Here is a 19438-nt window from a genome sequence, read left to right as displayed (position 1 = left end):
CGCGGATGGCCGCCCCGCGGATGGCCGCCCCGCGGAACGCCGCCCGGCGGATGGCCGCCCCATCTACCTGCAGATCGCCGCCCTCGGTTCCGGCGAGAGTGCCCAGGCCCTCAAGGCCCGCCTGCAGCACGAGTTGTCCCATCCGGTGCGCGTGGCGAGTACCGCCGGCCTGCACCGTGTGCAGGTGGGGCCACTCGCCCATGCCGCCCAGGTCGCTCCGGTACGCGACGAGTTGCGTCGTGCCGGTTTCGACCAGGCTTTCATCGTCAACGGTGCCGATTGAGTCGGCACTCCAGTATCATGATGCCCCCGATGTCCCTGATGAGATTCTCCCCCATGAGAGTGTTGCCCTCGCTTCTCCACCGTCGCTGCTTGCCGGTGCTGCTGGTCCTGCTGATGCTGGTGGTTCCCCAGGCCCTGGCCCAGGCCGTGCCCGCGCCTCAAACCATGATCCCGGCGGCCCCTCAGCTGGCGGCCAAGTCGTGGTTCCTGATGGATGCCGACAGTGGTCGGGTGCTGGTGGAGCACAACGCCGACGAGCGACTGCCGCCGGCCAGCCTGACCAAGCTGATGACGGCCTACCTGGTAGAGCGCGAGCTGCACCGTGGCAACATCACCATGGATGACATGGTGCAGGTCAGCGAGAACGCCTGGCGAACGGGTGGCTCCAAGATGTTCATCGAGGTCGGCACTCAGGTGCCTGTCCATGAACTGCTCCACGGCATCATCATCGCTTCCGGCAACGACGCGAGCGTCGCCGTGGCCGAACACCTCGCCGGCGGCGAAGCGCCCTTCGCCGATCTGATGAATCAGCATGCCACCCGCCTGGGGCTGCACAACACCAACTACGCCAATGCCACCGGCCTGCCGCATCCCGAGCAGTACTCCTCGGCCCGGGACCTGGCGCTGCTCTCCCAGTACATCATCAATGACTATCCCGAGCATTACGCCGTCTACGCGGAGAAGTACTTCACCTACAACGACATCCGCCAGCCCAACCGCAATCGCCTGCTATGGCGTGATCCCACCGTCGACGGCCTCAAGACCGGCTGGACCACCGAGGCCGGCTATGGCCTGGTGGCGTCGGCCAAGCGTGATGACATGCGGCTGATCTCGGTGGTGATGGGCACCAACTCCGAGGAGTCCCGCGCCCAGGAGACCCAGAAGCTGCTCAGCTATGGTTTCCGCTATTTCGAGACCCTCAAGCTCTATGATCGGGGGGCGGTGCTCAACACCCCGCGGGTCTGGGGTGGAGACAAGAACGAGTTGCGGGTGGGCGTCGACCATGACGTGCAGATGACGGTGCCGCGTGCGCGCAATGACCAACTCACCGCGCGCCTCGATATCCGCGCCGATATCGAGGCCCCCATCCAGGCCGGCGAGAGCGTCGGGACCCTCGAGGTTCGCCTCGGCGACGAGGTGGTCGGCGAGCGGTCGCTAGTCGCCCTGGAGAGCGTCGAGGAGGGCGGCCTGTTCAAGCGCCTGTTCGACCGCGTGCATCGGTTCTTCAGTAACCTGATCGGGGGCTGGTTCGGCTGAGCGAACCTTGGTCGGCGGCCATTGGTTGAGTAGAATGATCGGGTATTCTGTTTCTGGGGTGATCGATGAACGACAAGACCCTGCGTGACCTGCGCCGGCCCTCGGCCGCCGAGCCCAAGCCTGGCGGTCGGCCGGCGAAGATCACCTTCCCCTGCCGCTACCCGCTCAAGGTAGTGGGCGATGCCGCAGAGGACTTCGCCGCTACCGTCTGCCAGGTAGTCAGCCGCCACGACCCGGAGTTCGACGGCAGCCGACTCGAGGTGGTGGCGAGCCGCAACGGTCGCTTCCAGTCGGTGCGTCTCACCATTCGCGCCACCGGCGAGGAACAGCTCAAGGCCCTGTTCGTCGACCTCAAGGCCACCGGCCGCGTGCACATGGTGGTCTGATGTCGGCAGCCGGAGTCCTGGCTCCCATCGCCGTCCACCGGCTCGGGCGGCAGCCCTATCTGCCGGTCTGGCAGGCCATGCGTGAGCTCACCGATACGCGCGATGCCACCACGGTCGACCAGTTCTGGCTGGTCGAGCACGATCCGGTGTTCACCCAGGGGCAGGCCGGCAAGCCCGAGCATCTGCTGATGCCCGGCGACATCCCGGTGGTGGCCACCGACCGTGGCGGCCAGGTGACCTACCACGGCCCGGGGCAGGTCGTGCTCTACCCGCTGCTCGACGTGCGTCGCGCCCGGGTCGGCGTGCGCGACCTGGTGACGGCACTCGAGCAGGCGGTGATCGCCCTGCTCGACGGTTACGGCGTGGCGTCGCGGGCACGGCCCGATGCCCCCGGCGTCTATGTGGGGGAGGCCAAGATCGCCTCCCTGGGGCTGCGCATCCGGCGCGGGGCGAGCTTCCATGGCATCGCCTTGAACGTCGATGGCGACCTGTCACCCTTCGATCGCATCAACCCCTGCGGTTATGCCGGCATGGCCATGACGCGGCTGGCCGACCTGGTCGACGATTGCCCCGGCGTCGCGGCGGTGGGGGAGCGCCTGGCCGAGTGTCTGGCGCAGGAGTTGGGGCGGGAGCTGGTCGTTGCCTCGGATCGTGCTTTCCCGGCGACAGGTCTTCGCGGAGGCGCTGTGGACCCCTCCCTGGGCGCTACATTCTTCATCCCTGAAGAATGACCTCCGCTCCGACCTATCCCCGGCGCCGCTTGCGTCGGGGTTTCGGGGCCGGGATCGCGAGCGCAAGTTCCGTCCACTTAAACTGCGCTCAGCGGTATGGGCTCTAGCCGACGTTGATGGCGTCGATGCGGTTGGGGGCGGCCTCCTGGCCCGGTACCTCGGCGGGCGCGGCGAGCCCCAGGTTGTTCTTCTCGAATACCCGGTCGGCCCGGTAGCTGGAGCGTACCAGCGGGCCGGAGGGGACCTCCATGAAGCCCTTCTCGAGGCCCAGGGTCCGGTAGCGGTCGAACTCCTCCGGGGTGACCCAGCGCTCGACCGGCAGGTGGTTGCGCGTCGGCCGCAGGTACTGTCCCAGGGTCACGATGTCCACCCCGATGGCGCGCAGGTCATCGAAGGTCGCCAGGATCTCCTCCTCGGTCTCGCCCAGGCCGAGCATCAGGCTGGTCTTGGTGATGACCTCGGGACGATGTCGCTTGGCATGCGCCAGGACGTCGAGGGTCTTGCGGTAGCCGGCGCGGGGGTCACGCACCCGCTCGGTGAGGCGCTCGACGGTCTCGACGTTCTGGGCGAACACCTCGAGGCCCGAATCGACGACGCACTCGATGGCTGCCGGGTCGCCGTCGAAGTCCGGGGTCAGGGCCTCGACGACCACCTCCGGGGTATGGGTCTTGATGGCGCGGATGCAGGACGCATAGTGGGCCGCACCGCCGTCGGAGAGGTCGTCGCGGTCCACCGAGGTCAGCACCACGTAGCGCAGCCCCATGAGCTCGACCGACTTGGCGGTGTTCTCCGGCTCCTCGCCGTCGAGCCAGCCCCGCGGGTTGCCGGTATCCACCGCGCAGAAGCGGCAGGCCCGGGTGCACACCGAGCCCATCAGCATGATGGTCGCGGTGCCATTGCTCCAGCATTCGCCCATGTTCGGGCAGTGCGATTCGGCACAGACGGTGCTGAGGCGATGCGTCGCGACGTTCTTCTTCACCGCATCGAAGCGTCCCCCTCCGGGGATCTGCGCACGCAGCCAGTGGGGCTTGCGCTCGGTCGCGGGGCTCGCCTCGACCTGCTTGCGTTGCTTGATGCCATCCTTGATCACGGCCATGCCGTGTTCGTTGCGGAACTTCTCGCCGCTGGGCACTCGCTTGGAGGTGGTATCGCTCATGGGATGTTGAGCCTCTCTACTCGCCGGCTGTCGACGTCTTGAAGATGTGGTCAGGCCACCAAGGAATGACTGTGCCGGGGCCGCCACTGCGCTGCATGCTGCGCCAAATGATACGTTGGCAGGGAGCGTAAAGGTACCACAGCAGCGGTGACCCTGGACAGGCGGGGGCGGATCGCGGCGAGCCGTTCGCGGGCCCCGGCTACGGTTGCACACCCGCAGCCAGCCCTGGGCATGGGGATAGTGGGCGCGGCAACGTGCAAGCGGGCGGGCATCGGCGATACGGCCCCTTGCGCGGAGCAAGGATTGAACCATCGTTCAATCTCCGCTCGTCGTGGCGAAGAAGATGCGCTATATTGCAATGCAGCATTTCATCCACGCCGTGCCTGGAGCCCGAAATGAACTCCCTGATGCCGACACCCCCGACAGCTGTGCTGCCCTTTGTGGATCCATTCGGTTTCGGACGCGCCGCCTGCGACTACTGGCGTGATGCCCTGGAACGCAGCATGCTCTACATGGACGTCATGCGCCTGCGTGGCAACCAGTACCTCGAGCACATCGAGCAGACCAAGCCCAGCGTGCTGGGGTTCGAGACCGAGGTGCTGATGGACGGTCGCGAGCTTCCGCGGCCGGTGAACTACGAGCTGCTGCGCGTCGCGCCCCCCGAAGGGGGCGTCACCGACCCGCAGATGCGGCCCTTCGTGGTGGTCGACCCCCGTGCCGGCCATGGCCCCGGCATCGGTGGTTTCAAGCCCGACAGCGAGATCGGCATCGCGCTGCGCGCCGGTCATCCCTGCTACTTCATCGGCTTCCTGCCGTACCCGGTGCCGGGACAGACCGTCGAGGACGTGGTCGAGGCCGAGATCGCCTTTCTGCGCCATGTCGGCGAGCGGCACCAGGAGACCTGCGAGAAGCCCATGGTGGTGGGCAATTGCCAGGCCGGATGGCAGATCATGATGGCGGCCTCGCTCGAGCCCGACCTGTTCGGCCCCATCCTGATCGCCGGAGCGCCGCTCTCCTACTGGGCCGGCGAGCACGGCCGTGCCCCGATGCGCTATACCGGTGGCATGAGCGGCGGGAGCTGGATGACCGCGCTGCTCAGCGACCTGGGCGCTGGCCTGTTCGACGGCGCCTTTCTGGTCCAGAACTTCGAGCGCCTGAACCCGGCGAACACCTGGTGGCACAAGCAGTATCGGCTCTACTCCCGTATCGACACCGAGGCGAGTCGCTACCTGGAGTTCGAGCGCTGGTGGGGCGGCCACGTGGTGCTGGGTGGCGAGGAGATCCAGTACATCGTCGACAACCTGTTCGTCGGCAACCGCCTCTCCACCGCCCAGCTGGTGACCTCCGACGGGCGGCGCATCGACCTGCGCAACGTGCGCTCGCCGGTGGTGGTGTTCTGCTCCCGGGGCGACGACATCACGCCGCCTCCCCAGGCACTGGGCTGGGTGCGTGACCTCTACGAGGGGGTCGAGGACATCATCGCCAACGAGCAGACCATCGTCTATTGCGTTCACGACACCACCGGCCATCTGGGGATCTTCGTCTCGGGCAGTGTCTCGCGCAAGGAACACGCCGAGTTCACCGCCAACATGGACTACATCGATGTCCTGCCGCCGGGCCTCTACGAGACCACGGTCTCCTCGGCGGCCGAGCGCAGCGACGCCGAGCTGATCGAGCGTGACTACCTGCTCGAGTTCACTCCGCGGACCGTCGAGGAGCTCGACCGGGAGGTCCAGCACTGCCCCGAGGACGACACCCGCTTCGCCACCGTGGCGCGCATCTCGGAGATCAACCTGGGGCTGTACCGGCTGTTCCTGCAGCCCTGGATTCGTGCCCTGGCGACACCCGAGTCGGCGAAGTGGATGCGTCGCATGCACCCCAACCGGCTCGGCTATCGACTGCTCTCCGATCGCAATCCCCTGATGGTGCCGGTGCCGGTGCTGGCCGAGCGGGTGCGTGCCGAGCGCCACCCGCTCGGTGAGGACAACCTCTTCCGGGTGATCGAGAGCATCGTCTCCGACCAGATCACCCGCGGCCTGAACGCCTGGCGTGACCTGCGCGACAGCAGCATCGAACGGCTGTTCCTCGATCTCTACGGTCAGCCGCTGCTGCAGGCGCTGGTCGGCCTGGGCGGTGATGCTCATGTCCATCGCCGCCGTCCGGGCGCCGAGCCCGAGCACCTGCGCTTCATCGAACGTCGCCAGTCCGAACTGCGCGAGCACATCGCCGAAGGTGGCCACCACGAGGCGGTGATGCGTGCCCTGATCCACGTGCTGGGCGGAGCGCCGGCCACCGACGAGCGCAATTTCAAGCGGCTGCGGACCTCTCGCAGCGAACTGGAGCCGGCCGCCAGCCTGGCCGATTTCAAACGCCTGGTACGCGATCAGTTCTTTATCCTGACGCTGGATCACCAGGCGGCCCTGGAGGCGATCCCGGCCCTGCTCGAGGGGCAAACGGCCGCGCAGATCGACGAGCACCTGGCGCACATCGAGCACGTGCTGGCCGCCAGCGGCGAGCTCTCCGAGCACGCCGCGGATCGCTTCGAGCACATCAAGGCACTGTTCGCCCAGGCGCGTCCGGCCACGCCGTCGCTGCCATCACCGGGGGATGCCGGTACGGCACCGGCACCGGCGGCGGCCATCAAGCCGGCGACCGCGACGGCGGCCCGGAAGACGAAGCGGGCCAAGCCCGCCGGCGGTCGTGCTCCCGAGGGGGGCGACAAGAGCTGAGTCGCGATGCCGCGCGACGACGCCCCCGCCGGGCTCGCCGGCGGGGGCGTCGTCATTGTGTCGGCGGTCCCGGCGCCTTGCCGGGACATGCCCCGGCGGTCTAGGGTCAGAGGGTCGCCTCGCGCCAGGCATGCCGCTTGCGACTGGCGTGACGAGCGGTGCTGGGGTAGGGTAAGCGGATTTTTCACCGCCCGGGCGACGGGTGGACGGAACCGTCAGGCGCGATGCGCTGCCAGCGCGCCATGCACAATAGTGGAGCACTATGGGCAAGTCACTGGTCATCGTCGAGTCACCGGCCAAGGCCAAGACGATCAACAAGTACCTCGGCAACGAGTTCATCGTTAAGTCGAGCGTGGGGCACATCCGTGACCTGCCGACCAGCGGCTCGGGCAAGGCGGCCTCCGATCCCAAGGAGCGAGCGCGCCAGGCCGCTGCGACCCGGAAGATGTCGCCGGAAGAGAAGGCCGAGTACAGGAAGCAGAAATCCCGCGAGCAGCTGATCCGCCGCATGGGCATCGACCCCGAGCACGACTGGAAGGCCAACTACGAGATCCTGCCCGGCAAGGAGAAGGTGGTGGCCGAGCTGCAGAAGCTCGCCGAGAAGGCCGACGCCGTCTATCTCGCCACCGATCTCGACCGCGAGGGGGAGGCCATCGCCTGGCACCTTCGCGAGACCATCGGCGGCGACGAGAGCCGCTACCGGCGTGTGGTGTTCAACGAGATCACCAGGAATGCCATCCACGATGCCTTCGAGGCCCCCGGCAGCCTCAATATTCCCCGTGTCGAGGCCCAGCAGGCGCGGCGTTTCCTCGACCGGGTCGTCGGCTTCATGCTCTCGCCGCTGCTGTGGGCCAAGGTCGCCCGTGGCCTCTCGGCCGGGCGGGTGCAGTCGGTGGCCATGCGCTTGATCGTCGAGCGCGAGCGCGAGATACGCGCCTTCGTTCCCGAGGAGTTCTGGGACGTCCATGCCGATCTTGTCTCCGGTGACGGCGAACCGGTGCGTTTCGAACTGGTGCGGCAGGACGGCAAGGCCTTCCGTCCCACCTCGGAAGCCGAGACCCTGGAGCGCATCGCCGCACTGAAGAAGGCGAGCCTGGCGATCACCTCGCGAGAGGACAAACCGACTCGCTCCAAGCCCAACGCCCCCTTCATCACCTCGACGCTGCAGCAGGCCGCCAGCGGCCGGCTCGGCTTCTCGGTGAAGAAGACCATGACCCTGGCCCAGCGCCTCTACGAGGCCGGCTACATCACCTATATGCGAACCGACTCCACCAACCTCTCGCGGGACGCGGTGGAGAGCGTGCGCGACTTCATCGGCAGCGAGTACGGGCCGCGCTACCTGCCCGAGGCGCCCAATCGCTACTCCAGCAAGGAGGGGGCCCAGGAGGCCCACGAAGCGATCCGTCCCTCCGAGGTCGATCGCCGCGCCGGCGACCTCGCCGGCATGGAGCGCGATGCCGAACGCCTCTACGAGCTGATCTGGCGGCAGTTCGTCGCCTGTCAGATGACGCCGGCCGAGTACCTCTCGAGTACCCTGACCGTCGAGGTCGACGGCTATGAGCTCAAGGCCAAGGGCCGGGTGCTCAAGTTCGACGGCTACACCCGGGTGATGAAGCCGGCCGGCAAGAACGAGGACCAGTCGCTGCCCGACCTCGCCGAAGGCACGCCGATGACCCTCGAGGCGCTGGACCCCCAGCAGCACTTCACCAAGCCGCCGGCCCGCTACACCGAGGCGAGCCTGGTCAAGGAACTGGAGAAGCGCGGTATCGGCCGGCCCTCCACCTACGCCTCGATCATCTCCACCATCCAGGATCGTGGTTACGTCAAGCTGGAGAATCGCCGCTTCTATGCCGAGAAACTCGGCGATATCGTCACCGAGCGGCTCAAGGAGTCGTTTCCCGACCTGATGGACTACTCCTTCACCGCACGCATGGAGGATGGCCTCGACGAGGTCGCCGAAGGCGAGCGCAACTGGCGCGCCCTGCTCGATGCCTTCTACGAGGAGTTCCGCCAGGAGCTCGAGGTCGCCGAGAGCGACGCGGGCATGCGCCCCAACCAGCCGGTGCCCACCGACATCGACTGCCCGACCTGCGGGCGCAAGATGCAGATTCGTACCGCCTCCACCGGTGTCTTCCTCGGCTGCTCGGGTTACAACCTGCCGCCCAAGGAGCGCTGCAAGACCACCATCGACCTGCTGCCCGGTGAAGAGGCCGTGGCCGCCGATGCCGATGAAGAGGCCGAGACCGAAGCCCTGCGCGCCAAGCACCGCTGCCCCAAGTGCGGCACGGCCATGGACAGTTACCTGATCGACGAGACCCGCAAGCTGCATATCTGCGGCAACAGCCCCGACTGCGACGGCCACGAGATCGAGCAGGGCAGGTTCCGCATCAAGGGCTATGACGGTCCGACCATCGAATGCGACAAGTGCGGCAGCGAGATGCAACTCAAGAGTGGCCGCTTCGGCAAGTACTTCGGCTGCACCAACAACGAGTGCAAGAACACCCGCAAGCTGCTGCGCAATGGCGAAGTGGCGCCGCCCAAGATGGACCCCATCCCCATGCCGGAGCTCGAGTGCCAGAAGGTCGATGACCACTACGTGCTGCGCGACGGGGCCAGCGGCCTGTTCCTGGCGGCGAGCAAGTTCCCGAAGAACCGCGAGACCCGTCCGCCGCTGGTGCGCGAGCTCAAGGCCCACGCCGAGGAGTTGCCCGACAAGTACCGCTACCTGCTCGACGCGCCAAGCGAGGACCCGGACGGTCGCCCGGCGCAGATCCGCTTCTCGCGCAAGGCCAGGGAGCAGTTCGTGATGACCGACGAGGAGGGCAAGGCGACCGGCTGGAAGGCCATCTTCGACAACGGCAAGTGGCGGGTGGAGGACAAGCGCAAGTGACGCCGCGTTCGCGTACCAACCAACTGCTCTACCAGGCCGAGCTGCTGCTCGAGACTGCCGCAGGCAGCGACGAGCACGCCGAGGCGCGGCGCATGGCGGCGGAGGAGGGGGCCCTGGCGCTGACCGAGCTGGCGCTGCAATCGCTGCTGCGCGAGGTCACCGAGCATGCCTTGCTCGAGCGTCATGACTGGCGCGAACTGCTCGGTCCCGAAGGGCGCTCCCTGGCCGAGCTGCACCGCCTGCGTGAGCTGGCCACCCGCGAGGACAGCTGGCTGGCCTGGCTGCTGCCCAGGCTCGAGGCCCTGCACGGCAGCGACGGCGTGGCCCGTCGCAGCGGTGGTGCCGCCCAGGGGCTGATCGCCACCGGCAGCGGGGCGGCGCTGGCCGATGAGCTGCGCTGGTGCCTGCGCGAGGCCAAGGCGGAGATCGCTGCGCTGCGCGAGACCAGCCAGGAGTGGTGAGCCAAGCGGAGGGCGTCGCCATTTTCGTCGACGTGCAGAACGTCTACTACACCACGCGCCAGGCCTTCGGCCGCCACTTCGACTACCACGCCTTCTGGGCGCGCTTCGCCGCCGGTCGCCGGGTGGTGGTGGCCAATGCCTATGCGGTGGAGCGGGGCGATCCCAGGCAGCGCCAGTTCCAGAACATCCTGCGCGGCATCGGTTTCGACGTGAAGCTCAAGCCCTTCATCCAGCGCGGCGATGGATCCACCAAGGGTGACTGGGACGTGGGCATCGCCCTCGATGCCATCGAGGCCGCACCACGGGTCGGCCGGGTGGTGCTGGTCTCCGGCGACGGCGACTTCGACCTGCTGGTCCAGCGGCTGCGCGAGCGCCACGGCGTCGAGGTGATCGTGGTCGGGGTGGCGCGCCTCACCGCGGACTCGCTGATCCGCGCGGCCAGCGAGTTCGTTCCCATCGAGCCCCCCCTGCTTCTGTAGCCTTGCATCGTCTTCCGTTGATACACGTCAAGCGCGGCCCGCCGGCGTTGGCTAGGATGAAGTCAAGGGCCAAGCGGTTGTGCCGCTGGTGACAGCGAGGAGGAACGGGCATGCGTTTTCATCAGGTAAAGGAACTGGTCGCCTGGGCGGCCGATTACCATGGGCGCCTTGCCGATCAATACCTGCGCGAGGCGTCCGGCGGAGTGGACGAGCGGGTGCGCATGGCGCTCGAGTATCTGGCCGAGCGTGAGCGGAAGATGCAGGGGGACCTCACCGGCTACTGCCACGACGGTAGCGACCACCGCGGTGTGCTGGAGACCTGGTTCGACGATCCGGCCGACTTCCCGCACCCACCGGTACTCGAGCGCCTGCCCGCCAGCATCGATTGCCAGACCGTGCAGAGCGTGCTGGCGACCGCGTTGACGGCACACCGTACCCTTCAGGACCTCTACGCCCATCGCAGCGACAAGGCCGTTGGCACCAGCGAGAAGGAGTTCTTCGATGCGCTCTCCGCCGGCCACGAGGCCGAGGTGCGGCGCCTCGCCAGGGATATGCAACGTCTCGAGGACTACTGAGGAGGACGCCATGACGGACCAGATGCTTTCGCCCAAGATGCTGGGTTACTGGACGGACGACCAACGCCACGATGCCCCCGACGAATCCGGCATCTACTGCGTGTTCCGCGCCGCCCAGGACCCCGAGACCGGCGAGATGGACGTGCAGGAGCTGCTCTACGTGGGGGAGCACCGCAGCGCGCGCTATGGCCTGGAGCACCACGAGGAGCAGGACAGGTGGCGGGCCTTCCTCCAGCCCGGCGAGGAACTCTGGTACGCCGTGGGGCTCTGCGGTCACGCCAACCGCGAGCGGCTGGCGGCGGCCATGATCAATGCGCACAAGCCACGCTTCAACAGCAGGAGCGAGTATCTCGATCGCTTCCCCTTCGACGAGACCACGGTCCATATCTACGGGAAGAAGCACAAGCTGCAGAGTATCTTCACCGTGGACCGTTACGACTGAACCACGGTTCGGCATTGTCTCCCTGGCTCCGGCAGGCAGCGCTGCCGGAGCCGCTGGCGATGTATCCTCCCTTCGGCGTGTGACGCGGGACCAGAACCGGTACAATCGCGAACTTTTGCCCCTCGATTGGACCCCCACGTGATCTCCACCGCCAACATCACCATGCAGTTCGGGGCCAAGCCCCTGTTCGAGAATGTCTCCGTCAAGTTCGGCAATGGCCACCGCTATGGCCTGATCGGCGCCAACGGCTGTGGCAAGTCCACCTTCATGAAGATCCTGGGCGGCGACCTGGAGCCGTCGGCCGGCCAGGTGATGGTCGAGTCGGGCGCACGGCTCGGCAAGCTGGGCCAGGACCAGTTCGCCTTCGAGGCCGAGCGGGTCATCGACACCGTGATCATGGGCAACCGTGAGCTGTGGCAGGTGGCGGCCGAACGCGAGCGGATCTACTCGTTGCCGGAGATGAGCGAGGCCGACGGCATGGCCGTGGCCGATCTGGAAGTCCGCTTCGCCGAGCTCGACGGCTATACCGCCGAAGCCCGTGCCGGCGAGCTGCTGCTCGGCCTGGGCATTCCCATCGAACAGCACGCCGGCCCCATGAGCGAAGTGGCGCCGGGCTGGAAGCTGCGTGTCCTGCTCGCCCAGGCGCTGTTCGCCGACCCCGACGTGCTGCTGCTCGACGAGCCCACCAACCACCTGGACATCAACACCATTCGCTGGCTGGAAGGGGTACTCACGGCCCGTAACAGCACCATGATCATCATTTCCCACGATCGCCACTTCCTCAACAGCGTCTGCACCCACATGGCCGACCTCGACTACGGCGAGATCAGGCTGTTCCCCGGCAACTACGACGACTACATGACCGCGGCCACCGCCGCCCGCGAGCGCCAGCACGCCGACAACGCCAAGAAGAAGGCGCAGATCGCCGAGCTGCAGGCCTTCGTCAGCCGCTTCTCGGCCAACGCCTCCAAGGCCAAGCAAGCCACCTCCCGAGCACGCCAGATCGACAAGATCAAGCTCGAGGACATCAAGCCCTCGAGCCGGGTCAGCCCGTTCATCCGCTTCGAGCAGGGCAAGAAGATCCACCGCAATGCGGTAAACGTCGAGGCGCTGAGCCAGGGATATCCGGGCGAGGCAGCGCTGGTCGAAGGACTCTCCATGACCGTGGAGGCCGGCGAGCGTATCGCCATCATCGGCCCCAACGGCATCGGCAAGACCACGCTGCTCAGGACGCTGGCCGGCGAGCTGCACCCCCAGGCCGGGGCGGTGCGCTGGACCGACAGCGCCGAGCTCGGCGTCTTCGCCCAGGACCACGCCGACGACTTCGCCAACGACGCCACCCTGTTCGAATGGATGGCCCAATGGACCGACGGCGGCGAGCAGGTGATCCGCGGCGCCCTGGGGCGGATGCTGTTCTCCAGCGATGACATCGGCAAGTCGGTGAAGGTGATCTCCGGTGGCGAGCAGGGCCGCATGCTGTTCGGCAAGCTGTCGCTGACCCGGCCCAACGTGCTGCTGATGGACGAGCCCACCAACCACCTGGACATGGAGTCCATCGAGGCCCTCAACCTGGCCCTCGAGCACTACCCCGGCACCCTGATCTTCGTCAGTCACGATCGCGAGTTCGTCGCCTCGCTGGCCACCCGCATCCTCGACATGAGTGACGCCGGCATCACCGACTTCAGCGGCAGCTACGACGACTACCTGCGAAGCCAGGGCCTCTACGGCTGAGAATGCATTCGGACACGATGCCGGGGCTGGCCGGTGTCGCGTGGCTCGGCTAGGGTGAGAGTGCCTGTCTGCGGTGGGCCGGCAGGTACGAGTCGCAAGGACGCCCATGCCCTGGATCAAGTTTCTCCATATCGTGGCGCTGGTGAGCTGGTGCGGTGCGCTGCTCTATTTGCCGGCGCTGCTGGTGCAGTCGGCGCGTGCCGCGTCCGACACGCCGTCGTTCGCGTCCTCCTCGCCGCCCATGCCGCGCTTCGTCTACAACAGCCTGGCCACACCCGCGGCACTGCTCGCCATTGCCTCGGGCACGCTGCTGTTCCTGGGTCACGGCCTTGCCGGTGGCTGGCTGGTGCTCAAGCTGCTGGCGGTGGCCGGCATGGTGCTGGCGCACGGTGCCTGTGGCTGGCTGGTGTTGCGTCTCGAGGCGGGGCATGTGCGCGGGGTGGTGAAAGGCGCCATGGCGGCCTGTGCCGTGGCGGCGGCCGCCATGCTGACCGTGGTGGGGCTGGTACTGGCCAAGCCGGCATTGTGAGGCATGTCGCCGATCAGGGAGGAGGAGAATGCCGAATCGTCCGCGCTCAGTCGTCGAGGTCCACGCCCACGGCATGCTCGTAGACCAGTTGTCCACCCAGCCAGCCGGCCAGGGCGATCAGTGCCGCGGTGGCAAGCGACAGCACCAGCCCCCAGGGCAGCAGCGCCTCGCCGAGCAAGCGCCACAGCCAGTTGAGCGAGGCCAGCGAGAGCATCACCACGGCGACCATGGCGTGGCTCCAGGCGGTCACCAGGCGTCGGATGCCCTTCACCGACACCAGGTCGACGAGCCCCACCAGGCTGGCCATCCAGCCGCCGAAGGCGCCGACGCCGGCCAGCCACAGCGAGGCGCGGGTCCAGAAGGGGTCTCCCGTGTAGAGATGGCCCAGGTCGCTGGCCACCAGTGCCATCAGGGCGGCCACGGGGAAGTGGATCATCACCGGGTGCAGTGGATGGCCGGCCAGCGCGGCGCGGCTATGGATGGAGCGCTGGGGCGATCTGAGCTTCGCTCTGGGCATGGCACCGTCCCTGTCGGTCGTGGAGTCCTCCCTGGCATTGAAGGCCCCCGCCACAGGGGGGTCAAGCCGGCGATGGTCTTGCTGTCGCTCGCGCTGGCCGGCTGTGGCGGCGATCACTCGATTCTCGATCCCGCCGGCCCGGCCGCCAGGGGCGTGGCCTGGCTCTGGTGGGGGATGCTCACGGCCTTCACCCTGGTCTTCCTGATGGTGGTGGGGCTGTGGCTCGCCGCCTTTCGACGCCGCGGGCATCCTGTGCGCAGTGCGGCGCAGGAGCGTCGCCTCGGCCTGGGCTGGATCCTCGGCGGTGGCATCCTGCTGCCCGGGGTGAGCATCCTGCTGTTGCTCGCCGTCGGTGTGCCGGCCGGACAGCGGTTACTGCCCCTGCCCGGGGTCGAGGCACCGCGGGTGATCGAGGTCATCGGCCACCAGTGGTGGTGGGAGGTGCGCTATCCGCACGCGGAGGGCGAGGTGGTCACCGCCAATCACCTGGCGATGCCCGCCGGCGAGCCGGTGGACTTCCATGTCACCGGCGCCGACGTGATCCACGCCTTCTGGGTGCCGCGGCTCGGCGGCAAGATCGACATGCTCCCGGGGCGCGTCAACCGCATCCGCCTGGAGGCCGACGAGCCCGGGGTGTTCGGCGCCCAGTGCGCCGAGTTCTGCGGCGCCCAGCATGCCCATATGCAGCTCCATGTGGAGGCCATGGAGCGCGACGACTTCGCGGCCTGGCTGGAGGCGCGACGCCGACCGCCACCCCAGGCCGAGGGACACGACACGGCCCGCGAGGCCTTCGGCGAACACTGCGCCCGCTGCCACCGGGTCGAGGGGCTCGCCGAGGGCACCGGGGGACCGGATCTCTCCGATATCGGCAGCCGGGCCACCCTGGGCGCCGGCGTCCTGGCCTTGGAGGAGGGCGCCATCGCCCGCTGGCTGGCCGAGCACCAGACGCTCAAGCCCGGCAACCGCATGCCCGCTCACGACCATCTCGACGCCGAGACCCTCGAAGCCCTCGGCGCCTGGCTGGAGACCCTGCGCCCATGAGCGAGACGCCGCACAGCGCTAGCGGAGACGCCCGCGAGGCCGAGCGGCTGCATCGCGAGCTCGCGGCGGTGTGGGCCAATCCCCGCGGCTGGCGCGCCCTGACCGTGGTCAACCACAGCACCCTGGGGCTGCGCTTCATGGCCACCGGGCTCGTGTTCTTCCTGCTCGGCGGCGTGCTGGCGATGCTGGTGCGCGCCCAACTGGCGCTTCCCGACCAGGCCTTCATGGCGCCGGGGATCTACCACCAGGTCGTCACCATGCACGGCACGGTGATGATGTTCCTGTTCGCCATTCCCATGCTCGAGGGGCTGGCGATCTATCTGATCCCCAAGATGATCGGCACCCGCGACCTGGTCTGCCCACGGCTCACCGCCTTCGGCTACTGGTGCTACCTGTTCGGCGGCATCATCCTCTTCTCGAGCCTGGTGCTGGAGATGGCGCCGGACAGTGGCTGGTTCATGTACACCCCGCTGAGCTCCGCCGAGCACTCCCCGGGGCCGGGCTCCGACTTCTGGCTGCTCGGCATCACCTTCGTCGAGATCTCGGCGCTCTCGGCCGGGGTCGAGCTGACGGTGTCGATCCTGCGCACCCGGGCGCCGGGCATGGCGCTGCATCGCATGCCGCTGTTCGCCTGGTACATCCTGGCCATGGCGCTGATGATCGTGGTGGGCTTCCCGCCGCTGATCCTCGGCAGCGTGCTGCTGGAGCTGGAGCGCGCCGCGGGGCTGCCGTTCTTCACCGTGTCGGGGGGCGGCGATCCCATCCTGTGGCAGCACCTGTTCTGGTTGTTTGGCCACCCCGAGGTCTACATCATCTTCCTGCCGGCGGCGGGGATCGTCTCGACCCTGCTGCCGGTGTTCGCCGGGCGACCCATCGTCGGCTACGGCTGGGTGGTGGCGGCGATCGTCATCACCGGCTTCATCAGCTTCGGCCTCTGGGTCCACCACATGTTCACCGTGGGCATCCCGCAACTGGCCCAGGCCTTCTTCTCGGCAGCGAGCATGCTGGTGGCGGTCCCCACCGCCATCCAGATCTTCGCCTGGCTGGCGACCCTGTGGCTGGGCCGCCCGCGCATGGCCCTGCCGATGCTGTGGATCCTCGGCTTCCTGATCATCTTCGTCTGTGGCGGCCTCACCGGGGTGATGCTGGCGCTGGTGCCCTTCAACTGGCAGGTTCACGACACCCATTTCGTGGTCGCCCACCTGCACTACGTGCTGGTGGGGGGCATGCTCTTCCCGCTGATGGCGGGGCTCGTCTACTGGCTGCCGCTGGTATCGGGGCGCATGCCTTCCGAGCGACTCGGGCGCTGGGGCTTCTGGCTGACCTTCCTGGGCTTCAACCTGACCTTCCTGATCATGCACTGGACGGGGCTGCTCGGCATGCCGCGGCGCATCTACACCTACGACACGGCCATGGGCTGGGATCTCTACAACCTGGTCTCGTCGATCGGCGGCTTCATGATGTCGGCGGGCATCGCCATGGTGCTGCTCGACCTGGCGTTGCACTTCCGTTTCGGGCGCCCGGCGCCGCCCAATCCCTGGGGGGCCGACACCCTGGAGTGGAGCCTGGCCACGCCACCACCGCCCTACAACTTCGCCAGCCTGCCGCGGGTCGAGACCCGTCACCCGCTGTGGGAGAACCCGGCCCTCGGCGACGAGATCGCCCGCGGCGAGCATGCCCTGGCCGACGCCTCCCATGGCCGACGCGAGCTGCTCGGCGGCGAGGCGCTCACCGGCCGGCTGCGCGAGGTGATCCACCTGCCCACCAACAGCTGGTGGCCGCTCGCCGCCGCGGCCTGCCTGGCGGTGGTCTGCGTCGCGTTGCTGGTGCGCCTCTATCCGCTGGCCCTGGTGGCGTTCGTGGTGGCGGCGCTGATGCTGCTGCGCTGGTCCTGGGAGAACGGCGCCCACCCGATCGCCGCGGCAATGGGTGACGATGAGCCCGAGGCACCGCCGCTGCACTCCCGGACCCACGACGGCCCCGGGCGCTGGACCATGGGGGTGGCGCTGCTCGCCGACGGCGCCTTCTTCCTCTCGCTGCTGTTCGGCTGGTTCTATCTCTGGACCGTCTCGCCCCAGTGGCAGATGCCCGAGCGTTCGCCGCTGTCGCTGCCGTTGCTGGTCGGGGCGGGGGCCGCCTTCACCCTCGGTGCCCTGTGGCTGGAGCGGCGTCTGCGGGCATTGCGCGCCGGCGAGGACGACGGCCTTGCCACCGCGCTGTTCGCCATCGCCGCCCTGGGCGGGCTGCACCTGCTGCTGGGGGCGGCGCTGCTGTGGCGGGCGGAGCTGGCGCCGACCGCCAGCGCCCACGATGCCGTGCTGCTGGTGGGGCTGCTCTACACCCTGGCGCACGGTCTGCTGGCCGGCGTGCTGGCCGGCCTGCAGGGCGCGCGCGCCGCCCTCGGTCTGGTCGGTGCGCGCCTGCCCTTCGAGCCCGAGGTGGTCGCCCTGCTGTGGCGCTATCAGCTCGGCGTCTACTGGATCCTGGCGGCGGCCCTGGGGCTGCTGCCGAGGCTGATCGGAGGCGGAGTATGAGGCGGCCTCTTCCCCGGCTGACGGCCGGTCATCCGCTGCAGCTGGTCCTGGGCCTGACGATCTGGAGCCTGTGGTTCGTGGCGCTCTACGGCGGGCTCTCGGTGGCCTGTGCCGTGGCGCCCCCGGCGCCGACCCAGGGCGCGATGACCGGCCTCAACCTCTGGCTGGGCCTGCTGACGCTCGCCACCCTCGGGCTGCTGGGATGGCTGGCGCGTGCCTGCCTGACCGCGGCATGGCGCGAGCGGGGCAGGACGCGCTTCATGGCGGCCCTGGGCGCCGGGCTGCACCTCTTCTCGGCCGCCGGGGTGGCCTTCGTCGGGCTGCCGCTGGTGGTGTTGCCCCCCTGCCTCTGAGCCCGCTGCCAGGTGAATCGCCATGCCGCCCATCGCCGATACCCGTGCCGCGCCTGCCCCCGATCGGGTCGTGCCGACCGAGGAGGCGCTCTACTCGCTGTCGGGCATGTGGTGCAGCGGCTGTGCCCTGGCCATCGAGCATCGCCTGGGGCGACTGCCGGGCGTGCACCGGGTGGGCGTCGACTACGCCGGCGCGACCCTGCTGGTGGAGGGTGAGCCTGAGGCCATCGCCGAGGCGACCCTGGCCACGGCGGTGGCGCGCCTCGGCTACCGGGTGCATCCGCTGGCGTCGGCCCCGGATGCCGAGGCGCGCCTCGACGCCGAGAGCCGCCGTCTGGCGGGACGGTTCGCGGTGGCGGCGCTGTTCGGCATGTGGACGATGCTGGCCTCGCTGCTGATCTATGCCGGCGCCCTGCCCGAACCGCGGCTCGAGCGGGTGATGGCCCTGGTCTCCGGCGCCTTCGCGCTGCCGGTGGTGCTGCATGCCGGCGTGCCCTTCTACGTGGCCGCCTGGCGCACCCTGCGGGCGCGGCGGCCGGGCATGGATGCCCTGGTATCGCTGGGCGTCGCCGCGGCCCTGGCGGTCTCGGTCTGGCTGCTGTGGCGTGGCTCGGCCGAGGTCTACTTCGATACCGCGGTGATGCTGATCCTGCTGCTGCTGGCCGGGCGCTGGGTCGAGACCCTGGCCCGCTACCGCAGCCTCAGGGCCCTCGAGGGGCTGGTGCCGGCCACGGCGGAGGCCACGGTACTGCGCGAAGGGGGGGCGATCCGGGTGCCGCTCGAGGAGGTGGCCACCGGCGAGCGGATTCGGGTGGCGGCCGGGGAGCGCGTGCCGCTCGACGGCGAGCTGCTCGACGCCGGGGCCCGGCTCGACCTCTCACCGCTCACAGGCGAGAGCCGGCCCTGCCGGATGACGCGCGGCGATCGGGTGGCGGCCGGCAGCCGCAATCGCGGCGGCTCCTTCACCCTGGCGGTCACCGCCCCGGCCGGCGAGTGCCGGCTGGACCGGCTCTACCGCGACATGCAGCGGCAGCAGGCCGCCAAGGGGCAGCGGCGCGCGCTGGCCGAGCGCTTCGCCGCCTGGCTCTCGCCGCTGGCGCTCGGTTTGTCGCTGGCGACCCTGGCGCTGCTGATGGCGTTCGGCGTGGCGGCGGAGGAGGCGGTGGTTCGCGCGCTCTCGGTGCTGGTGGTCGCCTGTCCCTGTGCCGTGGGCCTGGCCGTGCCCCTGGCCACGCTGGCGGGCAGCGCCAGGGGGCTGGAGCGGGGCGTGGCGTTTCGCGACCCGGCGGCCCTGGAGCTGGCCGGTGGCGTGCGCAGCGTGGCCTTCGACAAGACCGGCACCCTG

The 19438-nt window shown here is 68.7% G+C and carries 18 protein-coding genes; 16 read left to right on the top strand and 2 right to left on the bottom strand.

The features are described from left to right. From C1H66_RS06810 to lipB, 4 genes are all read left to right on the top strand, one after another. Positions 1–283: SPOR domain-containing protein (locus C1H66_RS06810; RefSeq protein WP_146010694.1), on the top strand; the 283-nt coding region annotated here is incomplete at its 5' end. 53 nt (positions 284–336) lie between these two features. Next, on the top strand, positions 337–1539 hold the full coding sequence (locus C1H66_RS06805) for a D-alanyl-D-alanine carboxypeptidase family protein (RefSeq protein ID WP_102627147.1): 1203 nt from the start codon (positions 337–339) through the stop codon (positions 1537–1539). Between the two features lie 65 nt (positions 1540–1604). After that, positions 1605–1925, top strand: coding sequence for an HP0495 family protein (locus tag C1H66_RS06800; RefSeq protein ID WP_102627146.1), 321 nt, complete (start codon positions 1605–1607; stop codon positions 1923–1925). Then, positions 1925–2656 (top strand): lipoyl(octanoyl) transferase LipB, encoded by a 732-nt coding sequence (gene lipB / locus C1H66_RS06795; protein ID WP_102627145.1) that lies wholly within the window; start codon positions 1925–1927, stop codon positions 2654–2656. The genes C1H66_RS06800 and lipB overlap by 1 nt, the downstream gene beginning before the upstream one ends. A gap of 103 nt (positions 2657–2759) precedes the next feature. On the opposite strand, the gene lipA is transcribed toward lipB, so the two are convergent. Beyond that, entirely contained in the window at positions 2760–3812 is a 1053-nt protein-coding gene (lipA, locus tag C1H66_RS06790; RefSeq protein WP_102627144.1) for a lipoyl synthase, read from the bottom strand. 395 nt (positions 3813–4207) lie between these two features. On the opposite strand from lipA, the gene C1H66_RS06785 reads away from it, so the two are divergent. The 8 genes from C1H66_RS06785 to C1H66_RS06750 all read left to right on the top strand — a co-directional run bounded on the left by C1H66_RS06785 (position 4208) and on the right by C1H66_RS06750 (position 13648). After that, complete coding sequence (locus C1H66_RS06785; RefSeq protein ID WP_102627143.1) at positions 4208–6541, top strand: DUF3141 domain-containing protein; 2334 nt, start codon at positions 4208–4210, stop codon at positions 6539–6541. Between the two features lie 262 nt (positions 6542–6803). Continuing rightward, positions 6804–9431, top strand: a complete 2628-nt coding sequence (gene topA, locus C1H66_RS06780; protein ID WP_102627142.1) for a type I DNA topoisomerase — start codon at positions 6804–6806, stop codon at positions 9429–9431. Beyond that, positions 9428–9892 (top strand): DUF6586 family protein, encoded by a 465-nt coding sequence (locus C1H66_RS06775; RefSeq protein WP_102627141.1) that lies wholly within the window; start codon positions 9428–9430, stop codon positions 9890–9892. Before topA ends, C1H66_RS06775 begins: the two co-directional genes overlap by 4 nt. Continuing rightward, positions 9889–10371, top strand: coding sequence for an NYN domain-containing protein (locus C1H66_RS06770; protein WP_102627140.1), 483 nt, complete (start codon positions 9889–9891; stop codon positions 10369–10371). The genes C1H66_RS06775 and C1H66_RS06770 overlap by 4 nt, the downstream gene beginning before the upstream one ends. Before the next feature lie 110 nt (positions 10372–10481). Next, entirely contained in the window at positions 10482–10946 is a 465-nt protein-coding gene (locus tag C1H66_RS06765) for a hypothetical protein (protein ID WP_102627139.1), read from the top strand. A gap of 10 nt (positions 10947–10956) precedes the next feature. Further along, a complete protein-coding gene (locus tag C1H66_RS06760; protein WP_102627138.1) occupies positions 10957–11388 on the top strand; it encodes a hypothetical protein in 432 nt (143 codons plus the stop codon). A gap of 138 nt (positions 11389–11526) precedes the next feature. Continuing rightward, positions 11527–13119: an ABC-F family ATPase gene (locus C1H66_RS06755; protein WP_102627137.1), complete on the top strand. Its 1593-nt coding sequence runs from the start codon at positions 11527–11529 to the stop codon at positions 13117–13119. Between the two features lie 106 nt (positions 13120–13225). Further along, positions 13226–13648 carry a CopD family protein gene (locus C1H66_RS06750; protein WP_102627136.1) on the top strand — a complete coding sequence of 141 codons (423 nt, stop codon included), beginning with the start codon at positions 13226–13228 and terminating at the stop codon, positions 13646–13648. Between the two features lie 46 nt (positions 13649–13694). Here C1H66_RS06750 and C1H66_RS06745 read toward each other — a convergent pair whose 3' ends face one another. Further along, entirely contained in the window at positions 13695–14165 is a 471-nt protein-coding gene (locus tag C1H66_RS06745) for a DUF2231 domain-containing protein (protein ID WP_102627135.1), read from the bottom strand. A gap of 72 nt (positions 14166–14237) precedes the next feature. Between C1H66_RS06745 and coxB the strand changes: the two genes are divergently transcribed. The 4 genes from coxB to C1H66_RS06725 all read left to right on the top strand — a co-directional run. After that, a complete protein-coding gene (gene coxB, locus C1H66_RS06740) occupies positions 14238–15206 on the top strand; it encodes a cytochrome c oxidase subunit II (RefSeq protein ID WP_102627134.1) in 969 nt (322 codons plus the stop codon). Further along, positions 15203–17740 (top strand): cytochrome c oxidase subunit I, encoded by a 2538-nt coding sequence (gene ctaD, locus C1H66_RS06735; protein ID WP_102627133.1) that lies wholly within the window; start codon positions 15203–15205, stop codon positions 17738–17740. Before coxB ends, ctaD begins: the two co-directional genes overlap by 4 nt. Continuing rightward, positions 17737–18093 (top strand): hypothetical protein, encoded by a 357-nt coding sequence (locus C1H66_RS06730; RefSeq protein ID WP_102627132.1) that lies wholly within the window; start codon positions 17737–17739, stop codon positions 18091–18093. The genes ctaD and C1H66_RS06730 overlap by 4 nt, the downstream gene beginning before the upstream one ends. Positions 18094–18115: 22 nt before the next feature. Then, positions 18116–19438, top strand: a 1323-nt coding sequence (locus C1H66_RS06725; RefSeq protein WP_146010693.1) for a heavy metal translocating P-type ATPase, incomplete at its 3' end; no start/stop codon positions are given.

This window comes from Halomonas heilongjiangensis (assembly GCF_002879645.1).
In the GTDB taxonomy this organism is placed as follows: domain Bacteria; phylum Pseudomonadota; class Gammaproteobacteria; order Pseudomonadales; family Halomonadaceae; genus Halomonas; species Halomonas heilongjiangensis.
Note: the sequence above shows the minus strand (reverse complement) of the source record. Positions and strands in the feature narration are given on the sequence as shown.

What these genes read in the sequence shown, in the direction of transcription:
- C1H66_RS06800 (WP_102627146.1), top strand. Translation starts at nt 1,605, where the DNA reads ATGAACGACAAGACCCTGCGTGACCTGCGCCGGCCCTCGGCCGCCGAG.
- lipB (WP_102627145.1), top strand. Translation starts at nt 1,925, where the DNA reads ATGTCGGCAGCCGGAGTCCTGGCTCCCATCGCCGTCCACCGGCTCGGG.
- C1H66_RS06785 (WP_102627143.1), top strand. Translation starts at nt 4,208, where the DNA reads ATGAACTCCCTGATGCCGACACCCCCGACAGCTGTGCTGCCCTTTGTG.
- lipA (WP_102627144.1), bottom strand. Translation starts at nt 3,812, where the DNA reads ATGAGCGATACCACCTCCAAGCGAGTGCCCAGCGGCGAGAAGTTCCGC.
- C1H66_RS06745 (WP_102627135.1), bottom strand. Translation starts at nt 14,165, where the DNA reads ATGCCCAGAGCGAAGCTCAGATCGCCCCAGCGCTCCATCCATAGCCGC.
- C1H66_RS06760 (WP_102627138.1), top strand. Translation starts at nt 10,957, where the DNA reads ATGACGGACCAGATGCTTTCGCCCAAGATGCTGGGTTACTGGACGGAC.
- C1H66_RS06765 (WP_102627139.1), top strand. Translation starts at nt 10,482, where the DNA reads ATGCGTTTTCATCAGGTAAAGGAACTGGTCGCCTGGGCGGCCGATTAC.
- C1H66_RS06805 (WP_102627147.1), top strand. Translation starts at nt 337, where the DNA reads ATGAGAGTGTTGCCCTCGCTTCTCCACCGTCGCTGCTTGCCGGTGCTG.
- coxB (WP_102627134.1), top strand. Translation starts at nt 14,238, where the DNA reads ATGGTCTTGCTGTCGCTCGCGCTGGCCGGCTGTGGCGGCGATCACTCG.
- topA (WP_102627142.1), top strand. Translation starts at nt 6,804, where the DNA reads ATGGGCAAGTCACTGGTCATCGTCGAGTCACCGGCCAAGGCCAAGACG.
- C1H66_RS06750 (WP_102627136.1), top strand. Translation starts at nt 13,226, where the DNA reads ATGCCCTGGATCAAGTTTCTCCATATCGTGGCGCTGGTGAGCTGGTGC.
- ctaD (WP_102627133.1), top strand. Translation starts at nt 15,203, where the DNA reads ATGAGCGAGACGCCGCACAGCGCTAGCGGAGACGCCCGCGAGGCCGAG.
- C1H66_RS06730 (WP_102627132.1), top strand. Translation starts at nt 17,737, where the DNA reads ATGAGGCGGCCTCTTCCCCGGCTGACGGCCGGTCATCCGCTGCAGCTG.